Origin of the sequence: Haloarcula sp. KBTZ06, assembly GCF_048595605.1 — an archaeon.
Lineage (GTDB): Archaea > Halobacteriota > Halobacteria > Halobacteriales > Haloarculaceae > Haloarcula > Haloarcula hispanica.
This window is the reverse complement of record NZ_CP184337.1, coordinates 2,990,716-3,011,615: the sequence shown is the minus strand read 5'-3', so window position 1 is coordinate 3,011,615 and position 20,900 is coordinate 2,990,716. Positions and strand designations below refer to the sequence as shown.

Here is a 20,900-nt window from a genome sequence, read left to right as displayed (position 1 = left end):
CAAGAATGTACGCCGAAAGGATACTCGGCCGACAGGTCTGCGGAACGAACGCGGCTCAGTGCTCGTCGCGCAGTTCCATGTCGGCGACGATCTCGTAGGGGTGCTGTCCCTTTCGGATGCCGTCGAGCAGCTGGAACGACTCGTCGGGCGCGAGGAAGTGCCGGGTCACGGCTCGGCCGAGCGGCGTCGGTGAGAGCCCGTCGATAAATTCGTACTCCAGTAGCTTCCCGAGCGCGTGCTTGGTCGGGACCTCGCCGACCATCCGGTCGTTGAGCCGCTTGGCCTGCTTGCCGGCGACGGTGACGTTCGCCAGCGTCTCCTCGACGGCCGCGCCCTCGTCGTAGCGGGTGATGACCGGCTCCATCTCGCCTTTCAGGAGCTTGAACGCCACCTCGTCCTCGGTCATCTCCATGCTGTTGTGGTACGAACAGTCCGGCTCGACCAGCATGTAGACGGTGCCCTTGTCGTGGTAGTCCGGGCGACCAGCCCGGCCGAGCATCTGGCTGAACTCCTGAACGGTGAGCCACTCGATACCCATCGCAAGCGAGTCGAAGATGACCTGCGAGGCCGGGAAGTCGACCCCCGCCGCCAGCGCCGCCGTCGTCACGACCGCCGCCAACTCCTGGTCGGCGAACTGCCGCTCGACCCGCTGGCGCTTCCGGTTGTCCAGCCCGGCGTGGTACGGCGCGGAGCTGTACTCCAGTTTGCGTGAAATCTGGTGACACCGGCGTCGGGAGTTCGTGAAGATGATGGTCTGGCCGCGGTACCCCTTGCTCGACTTGTTGTCGAAGGCTCGCTTGACGAGCTTCTTCTCCGTCTCGATCTTCTCGCGGCCGTCGGCGAACGTGACGTGGCGTTCGATGGGGACCGGCCGCTCCTCGAACTCGATGAGCGTCGCCCGGAGCTGGTCGGCCAGCTGGCCGGGGTTGCCGACCGTCGCCGAGAGGTAAATCCACTGCGTATCGCCGCTGTCGGGTGCGCCGCCGGACTCGCAGTAGTATTTGAGTCTGGAAATCAGGCCGTCGAGGCGGTGGCCTCGCTCGTCCTCGCCGAGCGTATGCACCTCGTCGATGACGACGGTCCCGACCGTCCCGAGGTCCTTGCCGGTCCGGAGCGCGTGGTCGATTCCCTCGTAGGTCCCGACGATGACATCGGCTTCGGGGTCGAAGCGTCCGCCCTCGTCGGCGATGCGGCTCGCGCCCACGCGCAGCGACACGTCGACCATGTCGCCGTAGCGGTCCTGAAACTGCTCGTATTTCTGGTTTGCAAGCGCGACCAGCGGGACGAGAAACAGCATCGTGCCCTTGTTGTTCAGGACGCGGTCGATGCCGGCCATCTCGCCGATGAGCGTCTTCCCCGTCGCCGTCGCGCTCACGACTAGCTGGTCGCGGCCCTCCGTGGCCCCGTGCTCGACGGCGAGGCTCTGGACCGGCAGGAGCGTGTCGAACCGGGATTCGAGATGCTCCTGCATCCCGGGATGGAGGTCCAGCGAATCAACGCGAACGGGGTCGACCTCGTCGACGGTCGCCGAAATCTCGTCGAACTTCGTCAGGTCCGGGTCCAGTTGGCCCGACAGGAGGTTCGTCACGCGGTCGAGGTCCTGTACCTCGAGCAGGAGCTCTTCGAGCCGGTCGCGAGCGTCGCCGCCGATGTTTCCTTTGTAGGCGAGTTCTCGGTCGAGCTGCTGGCGAGCGCACTCCGGGCAGATGGTCTCGTCGTCAGTCTCGATAGCCGTCTCGCTGGTAATCGGCGAGTAGCGCCCGTCGGAGGCACACAGCCGACAGGTCCGGACGACCTTGGCCTCGATCTGGTACGCGTCGAGCATCTCGCGGATTCGCTCGCGTGCACGCGGAGCAGTCTGCTCGGAAATACGAATGCGGGCCGCACGGCGGGCGAGGTCGACGAACTGGTCGGGCGAGCGAAGCTCCTCGCTGGTTCCGTCCTTGACGCGGAGCCGACGCGGGCGGGGGCCGGCGTCGGTCTCCTTGAGTTCGAGGATGCCGTGGAAGAGCCGCTCGCCGTCCCGGTGGGCGGCGACGCGGAACTCCTCGCCGTGTTCGTGGAGGAACAGCGTCTCTACCTGTGCGGCCTGCTGTGACACAATTATCTAGTGGCGACTGCGCTACTTGAGCGGTTCGGACTAGCTGTGGGTGTTACTGGTGCTGTGACAGTTGATTTAAACAGCCGGAAAGCCCCGGTCGGCTACGCTCCCGCGCCTCGCTGTGCGCTTCCCTCGCTTCGCTCGGTACAGTGCTTGCGTCGTCGGGGTTCGCGTAGCCGACCGCCCCTTTCAGTCCCACCCAGCATGGCTTGTCCAACGAGCGACGGGTAGGGCAGTCTGGCCCGCACTGTTCCAAGTACGGGGAGAAGTGAACTGTTGCTCCGGGTCACCCTTGCAGTTTGATTTCGTCGTCGCCGGCGGGAACCGCACAGAGGAACGTGCCCGATTCGTCGCCGTCGTTGCGGTACCAGTGGACAGCGCCGGCGGGGATGTGGAGGCTGTCACCAGCCTCGACTGCGTGCTCCTCGCCTTCGATGCCGACGGTGTACCGTCCGGAAAGGACGTACTGCTCGTGTTCGATTTCGTTGGTGTGTTTCGGCACGCTGCCGCCGGGGGCGAGCGTGAAGCGACGGAGTGCGAGGTTCCCGCCGCCGTTACCCTCGCCGATGAGAACACCCTTTTCCAGCCCGTCGGCGGCGTCGACGGGTTCGTACTCGATGTCGTCCGCGCAGCGAATCAGTGGGTCGCTCATGTGTGGTCCATCGCAGGTGCGTTGCAAAAGGCGTGCCGGCGTCGGTAACCGTGGCAGTCCCGCCAAGGGGGCTTAAGACCGTCCCCCGACAAACGACGGGTATGCGCCGGTTTCGTATCGGAAGCGCGTTCGGAATCCCGATCCAGTTGGACCTGACATTTCTCCTCGTGCTACCGCTGTTCGCCTGGATTATCGGGACACAGATCGAACAGACGACCGAGCTGTTGAACGGGACGCTGAACGCCGGGCTGGACGTGGCCGTCCTCACCGACGGCGCACTCGTCTGGGTGCTCGGCATCGGTGCGGCCGTCGGCCTGTTCACCGGCGTCGTCCTCCACGAACTCGGCCACTCCCTCGTGGCCATCCGCTATGGCTTCCCTATCGACTCCATCACGCTCTGGCTGTTCGGCGGCATCGCCCAGCTCAGCGAGATGCCCGAAGACTGGAAACAGGAGCTGGTCATCGCCATCGCCGGCCCCATCGTCAGCATCGCCATCGGCGCTGTCTGTTTCGTCGCGTTCCAGCTTCTCCCGAGCGGTGTGGGGACCATCGTCGAATCGGCACGGTTCATCCTCGGCTATCTGGCGCTGATGAACATCGCACTGGCGGCGTTCAATATGCTCCCCGGCTTCCCGATGGACGGCGGCCGCGTCCTGCGCGCGCTGCTGGCCCGCCGACGGTCCTACGCCAGAGCCACAACCATCGCCGCCGAAGTCGGGAAGGTGTTCGCCGTCTTCCTCGGCCTGTTTGGCATCTTCGTCCTCGGAAATATCTTCCTCGCCGGCCTCGCATTCTTCATCTACATCGGTGCGGCGGGCGAATCGCGCCAGACCTCGATGCGGGCCGCGTTCGAGGGCGTCACCGTCGCGGACGTGATGACGCCGGCGGACCACGTAACGACGGTCCCCGAAGGCATGTCCGTCCGGGAGCTCATCCAGACGATGTTCAAGGAGCGTCACACCGGCTATCCGGTCGAGCGCGGCGGCGAGGTCGTCGGCCTCGTCACGCTCGAAGACGCCCGCGCCGTCCAGGAGGTCGAGCGCGAGGCCTACACCGTCGGTGACGTGATGACGACGGAGATCATCACGATCAGCTCGGACACCGACGTGATGGACGCGCTGACCTCGCTCCAGCAGAACTCCGTCGGCCGCCTGCTCGTCACTGACGAGGACGACTCCTTCGAGGGGTTACTCACCCGGACAGACATCATGACAGCGCTCTCGATTATCAAGTCCAGCGGCGACTTTACCCCCATCGGTGAGACGGAGACCGAGACTGTCCGGCCGGAATCAGGGATAGAGCGGTAACGGTCACTCGCCGTCGAGATACGACATCGCGTCCTCGTCGGAAACCTGGTCGAACTGCTCGTAGTACTGGCCGACAGCGCGGAACGCCGACGGGACTTCCAGACAGACCACTTCGTCGACCAGCGCTTCGAGGTCCGAAATCGCCCGCGGCGAAGCGACCGGCACCGCAAGCACGAGTCGCTCGGGACCGGCCTGTCGAATCTGCTCGATGCAGGCCCGCGCCGTCGCGCCCGTCGCCACGCCGTCGTCGACGAGACACACCCGCTTGCCTGTGAGCGGCGACGACTCCGAGTCGCGGTAGCGCTGGGCTTTCTGTCGGGCGGCGTCCGCCATTTCCGCTCGTGTGCTTGCAACGTAGTCGCGGGGAACCTCTCGTCGCTCGATGACATCGGTGTTGAGCCAGACCGACCCGTCGGCGGCGACAGCGCCGATAGCGTACTCGGGATTGTTCGGTGCGCCGATCTTCTTTGCGACCGCGATGTCCAGCGGGACCTCGAGCGCGTCGGCGACGGGGCGGCCCACTGGCAGCCCACCGCGCGGTATCGCGAGGACGATGTCGACCGCGATATCTCGCTCGCGCAACGCCTCTCCCAGCCGTCGACCGGCAGTTTGCCTGTTCTCGAACGTCGGGGAGCGGTTGCGTGCCATACTGGTTAATTCGCTGTCGGGAAGCAAATAGCTCCGCATTCTGACGGTCAACTGGAAACCTCGCACCAGCCGAAGGGCACCGTTACTCGTCGGACAGCGCCGCGGCAATCGCTTCGAGTTCTCCCTTCCGGAAGGGCTGTTCCGCGTCCGCCGGGTCGTCGTCCTCGCGCTCGCCGATTGTCCAGAGAATCCCCGCCCGCATCTGCGGCTTCGACGGCAGTCGGTCCGTGTCGATATCGTACCCGACAGCTTCGCAGATGGCCGCCAGAGCTTCCTTGGTGAAAGCAGTCGAGACCGGGCGTTCGTACCGCCCGACAGCCTCGCGGATCTCGTTCCGCAGTTCGTCGACAGTTGGTGACATACGCGTACTGGCGGCGGGACTGATTGTGTAGATTCCGGTCCAGTTACGCCATCGCGCCGCCTGCGACGGGGGTATCTATTCGAGGGATACCGGCCCGCCAACGCAACTCCGCCCGCGAAACGTGACCGAACTCGGCTCGACGGTGACAGCCCGGACACAGCGAGACGACGTTGTCCAGCGTGTGTGCGTCTCGGACGGCGAGCGCTGGCATCGCGGCGAACAACCGAACCGGCACGATGTGATGCACATCCGGGTTCCGTCCCAGTTCCTCGGCAGCAGTGCCACACAGCACGCAAGCGTGGTCGTCTCGCGCCAGGGCCTGCTCGCGCACCGACCGCCATCCCGGTCCGTACTCGCCGACACCACCGCCGCGCCAGTTCGGATGCCCGTCACCGGTGAACGCCGCCGAAAGCCACTCCGCGTGGCAGTCACGGCTGCAGAGGACGACTTCGCCGGTCACATCGCTCGGATATCGCTCTACGGGGCTGTCACAGACAGAACAATCGAAGCTGAGCGTCCCGCCATTCCAGTTCGGGTTGTCGGCCCCGGAAATCTGTCGCGTGTGCCGCCACTCGGCGTTCTCGACACAGTCCGGGCAATAACACCCCTCCTTTTCCGAGGGGTAGTACTCGAAACTCGTGCCGCAGTTGTCACAGGTCGTCTCCTCCTTCGCGCTGGAATAGTTCGGGTTGTCGGCCCCTGAAAAGGAGACTGCGGCGTCGCGGCATTCGTCAGAGCAGTACCGTTTCTCGTATTCAGAGTAGAATCTATCCGAACAGCGGTCACACTCCCTGTTTGGCAGGCGTTCACCGTGAGCACTGCTATGGTGAACGCCGAGGCCACGTTGAGAGTCAAACGTCCGGTCACAGGAGGGGCAGTCGTGACTTGTCATCAGAAGGTATTATCTCCTGACATATTATAAATAAACGGAGACGGGAATAAAAGTGAAAACCAACGATATACTGAAAGTATCGGAATAAACGGGTAGAAGGCCTAAGTCCGGGCGCGGGAATTGAACCCGCCTCTTAGCCACCACAAGGCTAAAGGATGCCACTACCCCAGCCCGGACACGCTTGTTAAGGCAATCATAGATATTCCGCTGGAACAGAAATACGTTACGAATCTGGAAACCAGTGAGTCGTGAGAGCGCGTGACAGCGGTGGCACGTCGGTTCGGAGTGGATTTCGGCTAGCTCACCGGCTGCTTCGAGACGCTTTTACACAGCCGACGCGTACAGAGAGGCACGCGTGGCCATCACGGACAAAATCTACGTCAAGAACCACCAGCAGCTCGCCTCCCAGCTAGAGACGAGCTTCCCGAAGGGGGCGTTCAAGGGTGCGACGCTGGACATCCTCTTTCAGGGCGAGGGGTTGGCAAAGCTCGACGAAGCCTCCAGAGAGCGAGTCCTGGATTTCGCTGAGGACTTCCTCGACTGTGACTGTGAGGCCAACCCCCACTGTGGTTGTGCCGAGCGGAAGTTCATCTCGTACCTGCTGGAACTGCGCGAACAGGGAATGGGGCCGGACGCAATCGTCGACGTGATGAGCGACGACTACATGCTGTATGCGTATCCGGGCGACGTGCTCTCTTTCCTCGATAACTCCGTCAGAACGTTAGAAGCCGTGGAAACCCTGGCCGATGTCGATGGGCGCGACGACGTCGCCGAGGACGTACAGCAGAAACGCCAGCGGTTACTCTAGGTCGTCGAAGCTGCCGATGCGATAGGAGGCGTCTTCCTCTTCGCCCTGATCGAGGTCTTCGAGATGAATGACCTCGTCTTGATCCATCTCGTCGAGTTGCTGGCGGAGCTTCGTGACGTAGCGCTTGTGTTCTTCCAGTTGTTCGCGGAGGTGTTCGGCTTCGAGTTCGAGTCGCTCGTGCTCGCGGACGAAGCTCTTCGGAACTTCGACTTTCGGCGGGAAGCTCTCGGTACTGGTCTCGGTTGCGTCGTCCTCGAACTCGTGTTCCGGCGCGACCTTCACCTGACCGTCGTGGGAAACAAGCGTGTCGACGTAGTCACGAAAAACTGCGGACAGCGAGATATCGCGTTCCTCGGCGATTTCGCGGAGGGTTTCGAATTTGTCCTCGCTGACGCGAAAGGAGATAGTCTTGTTTTTGTTGCCCATAGTTACGTACTGTTTTAGTAGCAACGTATTTAATCGTTTGTCAGACGCTACCGGACCGATTCCCTGGTAGCCGTGAGTCGCAACAGTCGAACCGCTGTGATTTAACCGCCGGCCGACCTCGGTATCGGCAGAGATGGCGACAGACATCGACGCGACCGCTCACCACTTCGGTATCATCGTCAGCGATCTGGACCGCGCCGTCGAGTTCTACCGCGACGTGCTCGGACTCGACGTGCTGACGCGCTTCTCGGTCGGTGACGAGGCGTTCGGCACCGCCGTCGACATCGAAGGGGCCAGCGCCGAACTGGTGCACCTCGACGCCGGCGGCGCGCGTCTGGAACTGGCGAGCTACGAGCCGGAAGGCGAGGCGATGCCGGACCCGGACCTCAATCGACCGGGAGCGACCCATCCCGGGCTGGAAGTCGACGACCTCGATGCGGTCGCCGACCGACTACCCGATGATGTCGAAACGCTCAGCGGCCCGCAAACGACCGAGAGCGGGACGACGATCATGTTCGTCGTCGATCCAGAAGGGAACCGAATCGAGCTACTAGAGCCGTAGCGCCGGTCGACCTGCCAGCAGCGAAAAATCGAGGACGGTGCCGCGGTCAGTCCGCGCTGGCTTCGGCCTGTTCGTCCTGCAGGCTCTCCAGCGCGCCGACGACCGACTGCCGATAGTTCTCGATTGACAACTGCTCGTACTCCTCGTCAGCCATCGAGATATACTCGTCAGTGGCCGGGTCCTCCATGTCGGCTTCCTTGTACCGCTTGACCCGGTCAAGCGTTCGCTCGGCCGTTTCGACGACCCAGCGGTCCCGCGTCGCTTCGTCGACCTTCGAGATGGACTCGGGGCGGATCGAGACGTTCACTTCGCCCTCGTCGGTCTCGTAGGTGCGTGGCTTGCCGACGACAGCGACGTAGGCCGGCGGCTCCAGTTCGCGCAGCATCGACGCCGCGTCGGGCTGGTACTGCCCGGCGTACATGAAGAACGTGTCGCCGTTGGGGTCGACGACCCGGCCCTGCCAGTACTCGCTGTCCTCACCGACGTCTTCGGTTTCGGTGAGGGTCCCGACCAGGAACACGCGGTTGGCGCGCTGGCCGGTCGGCAGGAGGACGTACACCGGCGCGCGGTCGTCGTCGGATTCCTTGAACGTGTAGCTCGCGTCGTTGAACTCGCGTGCGAAGACGCGCCGTGCGACCTCGCGGGTGGGTGTACTCGCCATTTAGATCGACCTCGCTTTGATGAGAATCTCGTCTGCATCCACGGCCCCGGTCAGTCGCTCCTGCTCGTCGGCGAGCAAGTAGCGGCCAAACGTCGGACCGCGGACGCGGTAATACCGGCCGAGGATTTTCTGTCGCATCTCGTCGGCGACAACGGTGGTGTCGAGCGCGTCCATCGCCATCTCCTTCGCCTCTTCGAGGGCGATGCCGGTCAGCTCCTCGGTCGCGTCCTCGTCGAAGATGACCTCGGTGACCTCCTCGCCGTCGTCGAGGACGCCCTTGATTCGGAGGTCGAACTCGCCTTCGACCTCGCCGTGTTCGCTACAGCGGCCGTTCTGGAGGACGCGCGTGCAGTCGTCCTCCGGACAGCGCTTGATGAGCCCGGAGCCCGACTGGATGTCGACCAGCGCGCCCTCGGCCTCGACGCTGTCGTCGCCGACCTCAATTGCCTCGTCCAGTTCCTCGATAGTCGTCGTTCGGTTGAGCTTCACGGAGAAGCGACCCTGGTACTCGTCGGTGACGACGTTGCGCAGGGCGTAGGACTTCCCTTCTTCGAGCGACGGGAGGTCGGACTTCGACCACTTCGTGAACTTGATCGTGCCCGTCTCGTCGCCCAACAAGCCGACCTGGGCCACGGCGTCGGCGCGCGGCTCCCAGAGTTCGACGACCGTCGCGCGAACGTCGACCCACTCCTCGGGGGCGTCGACATCGGCGACGTTCACTTGCTCGTTGCCGCCGCCGTCGCCGCCGCCCAGCTGGTCGCGGTCCATACCGGCCTCGTCGAGGTACGTGTTAACGACGCTTCGGCGGGCCTCGCTGATTGGGACCTGATAGTCGTTCACCAGCGTATCGAGCCGCTTGACGACGTCGTCGACGTCGATCTCTAGCTGGTCGGAAAACTGCTCGTGTATCTCTGTCGCGTGGGTACGCAAATCTGACTCAGTCATTGGCTTTCACTGTCTCCGCCTGGTTTTCGTTGGGAGACATCCGACGCTTGGTCGCCTTCGGATATAAACACTCGCCCAGCGGAGTGAAAGTGAAAGTGAGTGAGGGTGTTGCGGTCCCACAGTCGCGGCGCGAGAGCCACGCGAGAAGATTGATTTGTCGCGGGGCACAACGGTCAGTATGGCCGACGACGACCGACTCGCACGGTTCATCCGAGATACCTTGCGGTCGGCCGAGCAGCAGCTCTCGGACGCGAAGAAGGCCTACAAAAACGGCAAGCGGTCGGCGGAGGCCGGCCTGCCCAGGGACGAGGAGGGCCGGGCTCGAATCGTCTGTCGCCGCCACGCCGAGTACCGCGCGGTGTCGATGGACGAGCAGCGTCGGCCAGTCTGCTACGACGCAGAGAGTCCGGACTGTCAGGGCTGTGTCGAGGACATCAGAGACGGCACGATAGAGACGTGGTAAGCGGCTGCCGGCAGCGGCTCCGACCGTTTTTCAACAGGTTCGCCAGTATAACACTTTAGCACTGGCCGGGTTAACTCCGAGTATGGAGCGTCCAATCGTCGCGCTCGTCCTGGCCGGGGGAACCGGCACACGGCTGTATCCGGCGAGCCGGAGCGACCGGCCAAAGCAGTTTCTCTCGTTTGGCGAAGAGGAGTCACTGCTCGCCGAGACTGTCAATCGAGTGGGGTTCGCGGACGAGACCTACGTGTTGACGCGCGAATCGTTCGCCGACGGGGTGCGGGAACGCGCCCCGAGTGCGGCAGTGCTGACCGAGCCAGAGCCCAAGGACACCGGCCCGGCGCTTCTGTACGCGGCCCACCGCATCCGCGAGCAGGTCGGCGATTGTGTTCTGCTGTGTCTGCCAAGCGACCACCGGATTTCGGGGCCGTTCGAGACCGTCGCACGAACGGCCGCGCGAGTCGCAGTGGAAACCGAGGGGCTCGTCACCGTCGGTATCGAACCGGACCGGCCGGCGACCGGCTACGGCTACATCAAGCCCGGACCGTCCGAGAACGGCTTCGCGCCGGTCGAAACGTTCCACGAGAAGCCCGACCGGGAGACCGCAGAGCGGTACGTCCGGGAGGGGTTCTACTGGAACGCCGGCCTGTTCGCGTGGACGCCGACGGCCCTCCTGTCCGCCGCGGCGTCGTCGCCGCTTGCACCCATGGTCGAGCGACTCGACGACGGGGACCATGACGCCGCCTTTGCCGCTGTTGACCCGGTGAGCATCGACTACGCTGTGCTCGAAGACGCCGAGAACGCCTTCGTCGTCCCGGCGGCGCTGGACTGGGACGACCTGGGCTCGTGGGACGCCTTCGAGCGCATCCTCGACAAACAAGACGGAAACGCGGTGCTGGGCGACGCGATTACCATCGACGCCGACGGGAACGTGCTGGCGAGCGACGGGCACGTCAGCGCCGTCGGCGTCGAAGACCTCGTGGTGGCGTCCTTCGACAACCGAACACTCGTCGTCCCGAAAGACGAGGCTCAGCGCGTTCGGGAGGTCGTGTCGGAGCTACGCGATGACGAGCGATTCTGAGCGGATCGGCGGCCAGGGCTGTTAGCTCCGCATCGCGCCGCCGTCGACGGGCAGGGCCGTCCCGGTGACGTAGGAGGAGCGGGCCGACGAGAGGAACGCCACCACGTCTCCGAGTTCCTCGGGCTGGCCAACGCGCTGCAGCGGCGCGTCGGACCACGATTCGATGCCCGTCTCGTAGGAATCGTACTCGCCGCGCTCGACGGCCGCCTCGACGAGTTCCTCGATGCGGGGCGTCTCGTGTGCACCGGGGAGGACGGCGTTGACGCGGACCTCCGGCGCGAACTCGCGGGCCTGGGTCTTCATCAGGCCGATGACGGCCCGGCGGACAGCGTTCGAGAGCACCAGGTCGTCGATGACCTCCCTGACGGATCGGGAGGTGATGTTGACGATAGTACCGTCGTCGGAGTCCCGGAGATACGGATAGGCGGTCCGGGTGGTCCAGACGGCGCTCATCACCAGCAGGTCGTACGCGCCGTACCAGTCCCGTTCGGTCGTCTCCATGAACGGTCCGGGGGCCGGGCCGCCGGCGCTGGTAACGACGTGGTCGAGGCCGCCGAAGGTGTCGACGGTCTCCTCGACGAGCGCTTCGATCTGATCGGGGTCGGTGATGTCGGCCTCGACGGCCAGTACGTCGCCGTCGCCGATTGATTCGAGCCGGTCCCGTGCCTCGTCGACGTGTTCCGGCGTTCGGCCACAGACGGCCACGTCGGCACCCTCAGCGGCGAGGGCTTCGGCGCTCGCGAGTCCGAGGCCGCTCGTCGCGGCGGTACACAGCGCTGCGTTGCCATCGAGTTCGAGGTCCATGTCCGGGAGAAGTACCGACTGTCCCAAAAAGTCCCGCTCGCAAACTGTCCCAGTTACCGTGACTGCACAGCGGCCTAGCTGCCCCAGAAGTTGTCCCGGCTCCCGAGACGCCGGCCGTCGTCGGGGTCGTCGTCCGTCTCGTCGGTCTCGGTGTCGCTCTCGCTGGTTTCGGATTCGGAGAGCTCTTCGTCCATCTCCAGTCGCTCGACCTCCTCGGCGCGGGCGTGGTTCGAGTGGACGTTGGTCACCTTGACCAGCGAGCGGGCCGGCGGGAGCACGCCGTCCACCATGATGATGAAGCCGTCCTCGGTCCGACCGACGCCGGCACCGCTCTCGTGGATGTCCTCGACGTCGACGGCGACTTCCTCGCCCATCTTGACCGGCTGGCTCTTGAGCTCCGAGATCGGCTGGTTGTAGTGATTGCACCACTCGGCGCCGCCACGGTCGCCGTAGTGGGTACAGCCCATCCCCTGGATTCGTTCGGTGAATTTGGGACAGTCGTCTGCGAGCGGACAATCGGCCATATCAGGGGATAACGTGGCCGCTGGCAAAACGCTTGCGACCCCATCTCCGCGCCGCACAGCCTGTTATTACGTTTGAGATTTTCACCGGCACACACTTTACTGCCACTCGCTGGTTGTCGCGTAGCATTCGGCAGCGCCCAGAGCTATGAGAACGCAGATGTCGGCAGGGCTGGTTTGCCTGCTTCTGGTTTGCACGTCTCCAGTCGCCCTCGGTGTCGAGTCGAGTCCACCGGCACAAATCGGCACCAGCGACAGCGATAGTTCGATTGATGTCCGGTACGCAATCGACAGAGAGCCGACCCAGACCGGTCGGGTACGGGTGACCGCGACGATTGAGCGACCACGGCACGTCACTGGACTGTCGGTGCGGACGCCGGCGGAGACGACAGTCCTCCGAGCCGACGGCCTCCGGTCAGATGGCGACCGCTGGCGTCTCAGCGGCGATACGAGGACAGCACAGTTGACCTACACTGTGCCGGTCGGACTCTCGACGACGTTCGGCCAGCGGACCGCCGACACCGACAACTGGACGCTGCTGGCCAGACAGGAAGTGTCACTGCGTGCCCGCTGGCGCTGGCGCGCCGGGCCGCGACCCACATGGAACGAGTCGCTCGTACTCGCGCCTGGCCAGAACGGTGTCGCCGGGCGTACGGCCGCCTACATCGGCCCACACGAGACAGAACTCAGAACAGTCGACGGGGACCGAATCACCCTCGTTGTCCCGGCGGCTGCGGACCTGCGACCCAACCGAACCGCCGTCTTGGACTCCATCAGTCACGCGAAGCGTGCCTCGACCGCCGGAACGGATCACGACCACATCCGCGTGTTCGTCGCGCCGAACGAACTCGCACCGGGCGGGTACTCCCCGTCGAACGGCGAGTCGGATGTCATCGTCAACGCCGGCGAACCCGTCCGTTCCCCGGTCAACGTCTGGGTCCACGAGTACCGCCACACCCGGGAGACGTTCGAGACGACACCGGCGATGGACTGGCTCAGTGAGGGGAGCGCGGACTATCACACCGCGGCGCTCACCTACAGCGCGAGCGGTATCAAAAAAGACCAGTTTCATGAGAGGATTACGACCGAGCGCCACGAAACCGCGGACCTGACACAGCCCGATAGCTGGGACGGGCCGGGCGCGCAGTACCACAAGGGAACGCGTGTCGTCGCGGCTATCGACGCCCGCCTCCGGCAGGCGACCGACGGGAACCGAACGTTCGAAGCGGTCCTCGACGGGCTGACTCGGCGAGACGAGCGAATTACACTCAGGCTGTTCGCCGAGACGGTGTCGGCTGTCGCCGGGGACGACCTCGACGCGTTCGTTCGACAGGCTGTCACTGACACCGCGCCGTCAGTCCAGACCGACGCGCTCACTGATCGTGACCTGCGGCGAAGCGGCGCGGAGGATACGACCGACCGGCAGGCGAATTTCGCGCCGTCAGTCGATAGCAGCCCGGCCACAGCGACCAGCGGCGACGACGAGGGCAAGCACGGCGTCGGTACCGCACGGCCCGTCACCGACCGTCACGGGGAGTGGACCATGCTCGGGACGCTCGGCATACTGTCGGTGGTACTGGTCGGTCGGCAGCGACGGCGCAAACGGCTGTAGCGCTTCGATGAGCGCTTGGCCTACTTTGAGAGGGGCTAGGCCACGCATCGCGTCCGAGCGCCAACGCGGCGTTCTGTGCCGAATATGTTTTTCCACAACTGTCATGCCGGCCGCTTACCTGTCACCTGACAATGGCATCACAGTCCATTTTCGAGCGGATCGGCGGTCGCGACGCGGTCGACGCGGTGGTCTCGGACTTCTACGACCGGGTGCTCGACGACCCGGTGCTCGACCCGTACTTCGAAGCGACCGACATGGACCAGCTCCGCAGCCACCAGGCGCAGTTCATCAGTGCCGTCGCCGGCGGACCGGTCGACTACGACGGCGATGACATGCAGACCGCCCACGAAGGCATGGGAATCACCGAAGAAGCGTTCGCCAACGTCGCGACCCACCTCGAAGCCGCGCTCCGGGAGAACGGCGTCCCCGACGACGACGTCGAAGCGATTCTCACTGAGGTCGCTGCCATGGAAGACGACATCGTAGAAGCGTAGCACCGGGGTTCGGACGCATTCAGACACAGCGCCGGAGCCGTTCGGAGACCGGAACAGCTCGGTGTCGCTGTAGGGCTGGCCCTGTGAGCAGGCACAGCCCCAGTAGTAGCAGTACCGATGGTTCACCCGTGTTGTCAAAACAATAGCTGGGTGTGAAAATGTCGCTGTTTCATACGTCTCGCCGGGAAAACCATGGTTGTGGAGGGTGCGAAACTGATACCATCCCCCCAAGTCGGGTTCCGTGCCTCTGACAGGTCATGCGAGCCGACTAGGTATTGGCAGTAGTGCACCCTTCACTGCGACATTCTAAAGACTGGTTCTGGTGAGACATACGGGCGGTGACAGGCATTTTCAGAGCGGTCAGTCGGCAGCGAACCGCGGGGGACGCTGGAATGCGACCGATGGCGCGTTTGTTGTTTTGAGAATGTGACTCCTCGGCGTGTAGCGTGGCTGTCTACGTTACGTTTATTCGGAGATAGCGGGATGGTGGGATTCTCACCCGAGGCCAGGCCTCACTTCGTTCGGTCTGGCGTGATTCGAATCCCCCTGCGTGCTGCGGTTCAGCACGCTTCACTATCGTTCAGCGGCTTCACGGGCACGGTGGGATTCGAACCCACGACCGTCGGATATCTTCCCCCGATGGCAGCGCCAGCGGAGATAGAAGTCCGACGCTCTATCCGGACTGAGCTACGTGCCCTCGCTGTCGTGTACTTCCGGTAGTGACAAAAGAAATGCGGAACGCGATCGCCGGTCAGTCACCGTGGTCGAGGTCTTCTTCGACGTCATCAGCCGTCGTAATGGCGTTGACGTTCCCGGTCTGAATCGCGGTCAGCCCGTCCAGCTCACAGAGGGCGTCGATTTCGTCCTGCGTGGTCGAGACCAGCAGGTCGTCGAACTGGAGGTGGCGCTCGACGGTCGCGCCGGCGGCCGCCACGGCCGCGGCGACACGGTCGGGGTCAGCATCCTCAGCCGTTTCGAGAAGCAACTCGACGGGCTCGCCTTCGATTGGGTCCGCACGCAGGCTCTCGACGGCACGGGAGACGTACATCACTCGGACGAGGGACCGCCGGGGCCTTGATTGTGCTGTTCGGGGTGGTCGAAGCGGGCCTCCGCGACGGCGAAGGCCAGCGTGCTGACCAGACCAAGCAGGGTCCCGCCGGTGAGCATCACCGCAAGGTACTCCAGATCCCGAATCCCGAGGAAGAAGGCGCTGACGGCGTGCAACACGGCGGCAATCGACAGGACGTAGAAGGGGGCGTTGAGATACCGCCAGCGGAAGCTCCCGTCGAGGTACTCGTCGGTCACGCGGCCGAGGCTGGAGGTGATGCCGGCGGCGGCGAACCACTGGATCGCTCCCGAAACCAGCGACGCGATGACTTCCAGAGCGTCGGGGTCGGTCTGGCGTTCGAGTTCCTGAACGCCGCTGACGCCGCCGATGGCGAGTAGCGCGGCCGCGACGACGTAGGTGATGATCGTCACGCGGCCGGCGTACAGCCCTGAAGTCACCCGTTCGACCGCTTCGTCCAGTATCTTCTCAGCGCCGAGGCCCCGGGCGAGGATGTAGAGCCCAAGCAGGCCGGAGATGACACCCAGCGCGGAGCCGGGGTAGCCCAGCGCCTCGATGGCGATTGTCAGCGGGTAGATGAGCAGGAGGATACCGAGCGGAACCAAAATTGTGCCGCGGGTCTCCGGGTCGTCGAGCACCTGCTTGATGGTGTAGTACATCGATTCGAGGTTCTGTGCCTGGCGGACGACGACGCGGCGGACGCCGTCGATACGGACCCGCGAGCGGATGACAGGGACCACCGATTCGTCCTGTGCGCCGTCGGTGACGATGAGCGCCCGCACGTCCTCGCTGGCCGCCAGCGACGCGAGAACGGTATCGACCTCCTCGCCGACCGCCCGGTTGGCGGCCACGTCGCTCCCGTCGACACCGGTGACGGCCGCGACTTCGACCGGTTCGTCGGTGATGTCGTCGTAGATGTGGACGCCCTCGAAGAGGACGTTCACGTCGGAGTCCTCCGGGTCGTTCGAGGCCAGCGCCACCGCTGCGTCTACGACGGCATCGCGCCCGATGACTGGCGTCTCGATACCGGTCTTGCGGCCGAGGTCGTCGTCGAGGTCGATACACAGCACCAGCAGCATCTACCGGCGCTATGCCGTCTGTGTTTAACTTCTTTCGGGACCGCCTCACCCTGATTCCGGCAGCGTCCCGCGGGTCCGCCGCTCGACGAGCAGCAGTGCGGCGAGCCCGAGAATGATGAGCGTGTACGCCGCTGCGGCGGTGAGCGCGGCCTGCTCGGAGGCGTACTCGCCGGTGCGGAAGATGATAGCCTTCCGGACCATCGCGATGACGCCCGTGTAGATGACCAGGCGAACGATACGTCGGGTTTCACTTTCCTGCGTGTACGCGACGACGGTCTGGTACACCTCGACGATGATGAACAGGAGGAGGGCAGTGTCGATGAAACCGACGACGACCAGCGGGTCGGTGATGTCGCCACGGAGCGCGCTCTGGAATATCTGGAGGCTCAGGTCGAACACGCCGATAGCAAAGAGGAGGACGATCACCAGTGCCGCGACGACTTCGACGTACCGAATCGCCGTCTCGCTGATTCCGAGCACCTTGTCGTCAAACGACTTCGCCGCCGGTAGCGGCCCGCCGACGGGGTCGGACTCCTCGTCGTCCATACGCACGAAACGAACGCCAGCCCATTCAAAGCAGGCCCCATCTAGCGTGGGTCCGCCGGCCGGGGCTCGTAGGACTCCGGTGTCGCGCCCAATCTGGCGACGAGCCACAGCACCGGGAGCAACAGGACGCTCCCGACGACGAAGGGCGACCAGTAGCCGACGGCGAAGTACAGTCCCCCCATGACCGGCGGGCCGACGGTCCGGGCGAGACTGCCAGCGCCCTGCGTGACGCCGAAGGCGCTCCCCTGGAGGGCCGCGCTGGCCTGCTGGGAAACCAGCGCTGTCAGCGTCACCGAGAGGATACCGTTGCCGAGCGGCAGCACTGTCAGCACGAGAAGCAAGCCAAGCAGGTCAGCAGTAAGAAACGGGACGAGATTGGTCAGGTCGGGGAGTACCGACCCGATGGGCCGCGAAATCGGGATCGCGCCGACGCCGACGACGAGCAGCCCGGTCCCGAACACCGAGAGCCGGACCGGGGTGTAGCGGGCCGAGAGCCGGCCAACGAGGACCCCCTGCGTGATGACCGCGACGACGCCGATGTAGGTCAACAGCAGCGCGCTCTGGGCCGCGGTGTAGCCGTAGATGTCGGCGACGTAGGGGACGAACATCACCTGCACGCCGGAGAAGGCGAAAGAGACGAGAAAGAAGGCCACGAGCAGGGGACGGAGACCCGGCGTCGCCACCGCCGTTCGGAGTTGCGTAACCGCAGACGTACGTTCCGTCGTGTCCGTGGACGTGGACGCTCTTCTGGACTCGGGGAGAAAGAGGAGTGCGACGAACACGCCACCCAGGCTCGCGGCCGCGGCGGCGAAGCTCGGGAGCGAAAACCGGGTTATCGGGACGGCCGCCGGCAAAAGGCCGTCGACGGCGGTAACCGTGGCGTCGAAGCTCAACACCGCGCCGATACCGGGGCCGAAGATGAAGCCGAGGCCGAACGCGGCCCCGATGAACCCCAGGGCCGCGGCCCGCCGCTCCGGCGGCGTCACGTCGGCGACGTAGGCCTGTGCCGTCGAGAGGTTCCCGCCCATCGCGCCGGCCAGCATCCGGGACAGAAACAGGAGCCACAGCGCGTCGGCCAGCCCAAACACCGTCCACGCGACGACGGAGCCACACAGCGACACCACCAGCACCGGGCGGCGACCGACGCGGTCCGACAGCGAGCCAAGCAGCGGTGCGAAGACGAACTGCATCGCAGAGTAGGACGCCGCGAGCAGTCCGATGACGAACTCCGTGCCGCCCGGGAACGTGCGCGTGTAGTACGGCAGAATAGGGATGATGATACCGAAGCCCAGCAGGTCCAGAAAGACGACGAAAAAGACCACCGCGAGGCCACGGCGGCGGCGGGACCCGGTGATACCGGTCCCAGTGTCTGTCATACAACCCTTTGCGTCGGGGTGCGGGATAAGAGCGCCGGGCGGCCGGGACAATCGGGGAGACAACCCATGTCGTCTCATCCCATGCCAGGCCCGATGCGCACGCTTTTTCCCGCTGGGAGGAGTGGCTAGAGACAATGATTTCCGAGGGCTGCGAACAGTGTGCCAAAGGCGGCAAGATGGTGCTGTTCGTCTACGGCTACTGCGACCAGCGAGACTGCTTCTACTGTCCCCTCGGGGAAAACCGCAAGAACGTCACCCAGATGTACGCCAACGAGCGTCCTATCGAGGACGACTCGGACGTCATCGAGGAGGCCAAGCGCATGAGCGCGCTCGGCACATCGATCACCGGCGGCGAACCCCAGGAAGTGCTCGACCGGACCTGTCACTACCTGGAACTGCTGAAAGACGAGTTCGGCGAGGACCACCACACGCACCTCTACACCGGCATCCCCGGCGGCCGCGAGAACATGCGCCGCCTCTCGGAAGCGGGTCTCGACGAGATCCGCTTCCACCCGCCGCTGGAGCAGTGGGGCGACCTTCACGGGACCGAGTGGGAAGACATCCTCTACATCGCCCGCGAGGAGGGACTGACCCCCGCCTTCGAGATTCCCGGCATCCGCGCCGAGGAGGAATTCCTCGAGTTCCTCGACGAGGGCGCGGCCGACTTCTGTAACATCAACGAGTTCGAGATGTCCGACGGGAACTACCGCCGGATGCAGGAGGAGGGCTTCGAACTGAAGGAAGACCACATGAGCGCTGTCGAGGGCTCCCACGACATCCTGGAGAAGATGGGCGACCACGAGAAGGTGTACTTCTGTACGAGCGTGTTCAAAGACGCCGCGCAACACCGCTCGCGGCTCAAGCGGATGGCCCGCAACATCCGCCGGCCGTTCGACGACGTGACCGACGACGGGACGCTCGTCTACGGGAAGGCGTGGACCTCCGAGGCTCGGCTTGAAACCCTCGGCGTCCCCGAAGAGTACTACACCGTCAAATCCGAGCACGTCGAACTCGCCTGGTGGCTGCTGGAGGAGATGGTCGAGGAAGGTGACGTCGAGAAGGGCGAAATCGTCGAGCAGTACCCGACCTACGACGGGACGGTCGTCGAGCGGACGCCGCTGTCCAACGGTGCTGACGCTGGACGGGCAACGGCTGACGACTGAGACCAGGGTTCTGTTTTTCTGTCCGGTTTCTGCATCACACAGGCCTGTGCTGTCCAGCCGTGGCTTTATCTATCAGCTAAGAGAAATGCCAGTGACCCTCCATGCGCCTGGCTATCGACAGCGGCAAACTCCTGTACGCACTCGGTGTCCTGTTCGCCGCGGCGGCGCTGCTGTATTTCGTCCGGGACGTCGTGTTCGATCTCTCGATAACGGTGAAAGCGGCGCTGCTGTTGCTGGGCTTTGTTGCGCTGTTCGTTGCGGGTGTGGCCCTCGAACGGGACGTGCTTGACGTCGTAGCCTTCGCTCTCAGTGGCGTGACCTACGTCGTGTTCGTCGGCTACGTCGTCGTCCGGTATTCGCCGGGCGAAACGGGGACGTTCCTGTTGCTCGCCGCGTCGGCGGGACTGTTCGTCGGACTCGGCTACGCGCTCCGAGCGGGGATTCCGACACCGTCGCGGCAAACAGCGGCAGTCGCCCTCGGCGGCCTCCTCGTCGTGAGCGGCGTGCTCGTGGGAGCCGACGCGCTCAGTGGCGGGGTGACCTACGACGTGCAGACGAACGGGTCCGTCACCGTGCCGGCTCCGGAGGCAGGAGAGAGCCAGGACAGGTACCCGTACATCGAGGCGGAGATCGGAGCCGTTACCGCATCGAACCCGTCACCGTTCCTGCGAGCGCTAGACCTCCCCTCGCTTTCGGGCTGTCTGGTCGGGCCGACAGACCACCCGCAGGACAGCGTGTACGTAGACACCGATATCCAGTGGGACGAGGACACCATCGGCGCTTCGACGACGAAGTCCTACACCGTCACCGCCGAGTTACCGATTGACCCGAACCGGACGGCGTCAAAAACGTACGCCATCGAACAGGGGATTGGCTGCAGTACCGAGCGGTCCGAGCCGACGATAGCGATTCAGGTCGGCGAAAACGACACGTTAGACTGATTACTCCAGTTCCGTGAAACACTCCTGACAGTAGGTGGCGTCTTGCATGTTCGGCGTGCCACAGGTGCTACAGGTCACGACCGACATATTGGTCGCCGACAGCGGTGACGCCTCGGCGTCGGTCAATACGTCGGCCGACCAGTCTGGTCCGGTCGCCGACTGGTCCCGCATCTCGGCGCGCTGGTGGGCCTGCTGGATGAGTTCGTCGTCACGCATCGCTTCGAGGCCGCGCCACAGTCCAAGAAACAGCAGCGTCGGTGCGACGATGACGAACAGGCCAGCGATGACGCGCAACGCCAGTTCCATCTGGCCGAGTGGCATACAGTCACAATGGGCTGGAACGTCGAGTATCCTTCGCCGCATCCGTCGGCTCGCGGGCCGTCAGGCCGCGTCG

At 64.4% G+C, this 20,900-nt stretch carries 24 protein-coding genes and 1 tRNA gene; 9 read left to right on the top strand and 16 right to left on the bottom strand.

The features are described from left to right. Positions 1–55: 55 nt before the first annotated feature. On the bottom strand, positions 56–2,101 hold the full coding sequence (locus tag ACNO8S_RS15695) for a DEAD/DEAH box helicase (protein WP_146417696.1): 2,046 nt from the start codon (positions 2,099–2,101) through the stop codon (positions 56–58). A gap of 286 nt (positions 2,102–2,387) precedes the next feature. After that, a complete protein-coding gene (locus ACNO8S_RS15690; protein ID WP_420182259.1) occupies positions 2,388–2,753 on the bottom strand; it encodes a cupin domain-containing protein in 366 nt (121 codons plus the stop codon). 101 nt (positions 2,754–2,854) lie between these two features. On the opposite strand from ACNO8S_RS15690, the gene ACNO8S_RS15685 reads away from it, so the two are divergent. Continuing rightward, a complete protein-coding gene (locus tag ACNO8S_RS15685; RefSeq protein WP_420182258.1) occupies positions 2,855–4,060 on the top strand; it encodes a CBS domain-containing protein in 1,206 nt (401 codons plus the stop codon). A 3-nt stretch (positions 4,061–4,063) separates the two neighbouring features. Here ACNO8S_RS15685 and ACNO8S_RS15680 read toward each other — a convergent pair whose 3' ends face one another. The 3 genes from ACNO8S_RS15680 to ACNO8S_RS15670 form a co-directional block, all read right to left on the bottom strand. Next, positions 4,064–4,708 (bottom strand): phosphoribosyltransferase, encoded by a 645-nt coding sequence (locus ACNO8S_RS15680; protein ID WP_420182257.1) that lies wholly within the window; start codon positions 4,706–4,708, stop codon positions 4,064–4,066. A gap of 82 nt (positions 4,709–4,790) precedes the next feature. After that, positions 4,791–5,069, bottom strand: a complete 279-nt coding sequence (locus ACNO8S_RS15675; RefSeq protein ID WP_014039070.1) for a hypothetical protein — start codon at positions 5,067–5,069, stop codon at positions 4,791–4,793. 43 nt (positions 5,070–5,112) lie between these two features. Next, a complete protein-coding gene (locus tag ACNO8S_RS15670; protein ID WP_050007187.1) occupies positions 5,113–5,961 on the bottom strand; it encodes an HNH endonuclease in 849 nt (282 codons plus the stop codon). Between the two features lie 355 nt (positions 5,962–6,316). Between ACNO8S_RS15670 and ACNO8S_RS15665 the strand changes: the two genes are divergently transcribed. Further along, a complete protein-coding gene (locus ACNO8S_RS15665; protein ID WP_004590290.1) occupies positions 6,317–6,769 on the top strand; it encodes a DUF5814 domain-containing protein in 453 nt (150 codons plus the stop codon). Here ACNO8S_RS15665 and ACNO8S_RS15660 read toward each other — a convergent pair. Beyond that, a complete protein-coding gene (locus ACNO8S_RS15660; RefSeq protein ID WP_004515935.1) occupies positions 6,761–7,195 on the bottom strand; it encodes a CopG family transcriptional regulator in 435 nt (144 codons plus the stop codon). The two genes, ACNO8S_RS15665 and ACNO8S_RS15660, sit on opposite strands and share 9 nt — an antisense overlap. A 133-nt stretch (positions 7,196–7,328) precedes the next feature. Between ACNO8S_RS15660 and ACNO8S_RS15655 the strand changes: the two genes are divergently transcribed. After that, positions 7,329–7,757, top strand: a complete 429-nt coding sequence (locus ACNO8S_RS15655) for a VOC family protein (RefSeq protein WP_014039068.1) — start codon at positions 7,329–7,331, stop codon at positions 7,755–7,757. Positions 7,758–7,803: 46 nt separating this feature from the next. On the opposite strand, the gene ACNO8S_RS15650 is transcribed toward ACNO8S_RS15655, so the two are convergent. Continuing rightward, on the bottom strand, positions 7,804–8,418 hold the full coding sequence (locus ACNO8S_RS15650) for an RPA family protein (RefSeq protein ID WP_014039067.1): 615 nt from the start codon (positions 8,416–8,418) through the stop codon (positions 7,804–7,806). Continuing rightward, positions 8,419–9,363, bottom strand: coding sequence for a replication factor A (locus ACNO8S_RS15645; protein ID WP_050037312.1), 945 nt, complete (start codon positions 9,361–9,363; stop codon positions 8,419–8,421). Positions 9,364–9,541: 178 nt separating this feature from the next. On the opposite strand from ACNO8S_RS15645, the gene ACNO8S_RS15640 reads away from it, so the two are divergent. Both ACNO8S_RS15640 and ACNO8S_RS15635 read left to right on the top strand, forming a co-directional pair. After that, the gene (locus ACNO8S_RS15640; protein ID WP_004960042.1) at positions 9,542–9,826 is read left to right on the top strand and encodes a DUF7091 family protein; all 285 of its coding nucleotides are present in this window, start codon (positions 9,542–9,544) and stop codon (positions 9,824–9,826) included. An 82-nt stretch (positions 9,827–9,908) separates the two neighbouring features. Beyond that, positions 9,909–10,904: a mannose-1-phosphate guanylyltransferase gene (locus tag ACNO8S_RS15635; RefSeq protein ID WP_420182256.1), complete on the top strand. Its 996-nt coding sequence runs from the start codon at positions 9,909–9,911 to the stop codon at positions 10,902–10,904. 21 nt (positions 10,905–10,925) lie between these two features. Here the strand turns inward: ACNO8S_RS15635 and ACNO8S_RS15630 are convergent, their stop codons facing one another. Beyond that, entirely contained in the window at positions 10,926–11,708 is a 783-nt protein-coding gene (locus tag ACNO8S_RS15630) for an SDR family oxidoreductase (RefSeq protein ID WP_014039064.1), read from the bottom strand. Positions 11,709–11,782: 74 nt separating this feature from the next. Continuing rightward, positions 11,783–12,232 (bottom strand): TRAM domain-containing protein, encoded by a 450-nt coding sequence (locus ACNO8S_RS15625; protein WP_151102720.1) that lies wholly within the window; start codon positions 12,230–12,232, stop codon positions 11,783–11,785. A gap of 145 nt (positions 12,233–12,377) precedes the next feature. On the opposite strand from ACNO8S_RS15625, the gene ACNO8S_RS15620 reads away from it, so the two are divergent. Beyond that, positions 12,378–13,841, top strand: a complete 1,464-nt coding sequence (locus tag ACNO8S_RS15620; protein ID WP_420182255.1) for a hypothetical protein — start codon at positions 12,378–12,380, stop codon at positions 13,839–13,841. A 131-nt stretch (positions 13,842–13,972) separates the two neighbouring features. Continuing rightward, positions 13,973–14,335 (top strand): group I truncated hemoglobin, encoded by a 363-nt coding sequence (locus tag ACNO8S_RS15615; RefSeq protein WP_050037307.1) that lies wholly within the window; start codon positions 13,973–13,975, stop codon positions 14,333–14,335. Between the two features lie 592 nt (positions 14,336–14,927). On the opposite strand, the gene ACNO8S_RS15610 is transcribed toward ACNO8S_RS15615, so the two are convergent. The 5 genes from ACNO8S_RS15610 to ACNO8S_RS15590 form a co-directional block, all read right to left on the bottom strand. After that, a tRNA-Arg gene (locus ACNO8S_RS15610) sits at positions 14,928–15,032 on the bottom strand. Positions 15,033–15,086: 54 nt separating this feature from the next. Further along, positions 15,087–15,383, bottom strand: coding sequence for a hypothetical protein (locus tag ACNO8S_RS15605; RefSeq protein ID WP_014039060.1), 297 nt, complete (start codon positions 15,381–15,383; stop codon positions 15,087–15,089). Then, positions 15,383–16,480 carry a DUF373 family protein gene (locus tag ACNO8S_RS15600; protein ID WP_420182254.1) on the bottom strand — a complete coding sequence of 366 codons (1,098 nt, stop codon included), beginning with the start codon at positions 16,478–16,480 and terminating at the stop codon, positions 15,383–15,385. The genes ACNO8S_RS15605 and ACNO8S_RS15600 overlap by 1 nt, the downstream gene beginning before the upstream one ends. Positions 16,481–16,525: 45 nt before the next feature. Next, entirely contained in the window at positions 16,526–17,026 is a 501-nt protein-coding gene (locus tag ACNO8S_RS15595; protein WP_420182253.1) for a phosphate-starvation-inducible PsiE family protein, read from the bottom strand. Between the two features lie 41 nt (positions 17,027–17,067). After that, positions 17,068–18,402 carry an MFS transporter gene (locus tag ACNO8S_RS15590; protein WP_420182252.1) on the bottom strand — a complete coding sequence of 445 codons (1,335 nt, stop codon included), beginning with the start codon at positions 18,400–18,402 and terminating at the stop codon, positions 17,068–17,070. A 134-nt stretch (positions 18,403–18,536) separates the two neighbouring features. On the opposite strand from ACNO8S_RS15590, the gene ACNO8S_RS15585 reads away from it, so the two are divergent. Next, on the top strand, positions 18,537–19,565 hold the full coding sequence (locus ACNO8S_RS15585; RefSeq protein WP_420182251.1) for a radical SAM protein: 1,029 nt from the start codon (positions 18,537–18,539) through the stop codon (positions 19,563–19,565). 101 nt (positions 19,566–19,666) lie between these two features. After that, the gene (locus tag ACNO8S_RS15580; protein WP_420182250.1) at positions 19,667–20,506 is read left to right on the top strand and encodes a DUF1109 domain-containing protein; all 840 of its coding nucleotides are present in this window, start codon (positions 19,667–19,669) and stop codon (positions 20,504–20,506) included. On the opposite strand, the gene ACNO8S_RS15575 is transcribed toward ACNO8S_RS15580, so the two are convergent. Further along, positions 20,507–20,827 (bottom strand): zinc ribbon domain-containing protein, encoded by a 321-nt coding sequence (locus ACNO8S_RS15575; RefSeq protein ID WP_420182249.1) that lies wholly within the window; start codon positions 20,825–20,827, stop codon positions 20,507–20,509. Positions 20,828–20,900 lie beyond the last annotated feature (73 nt).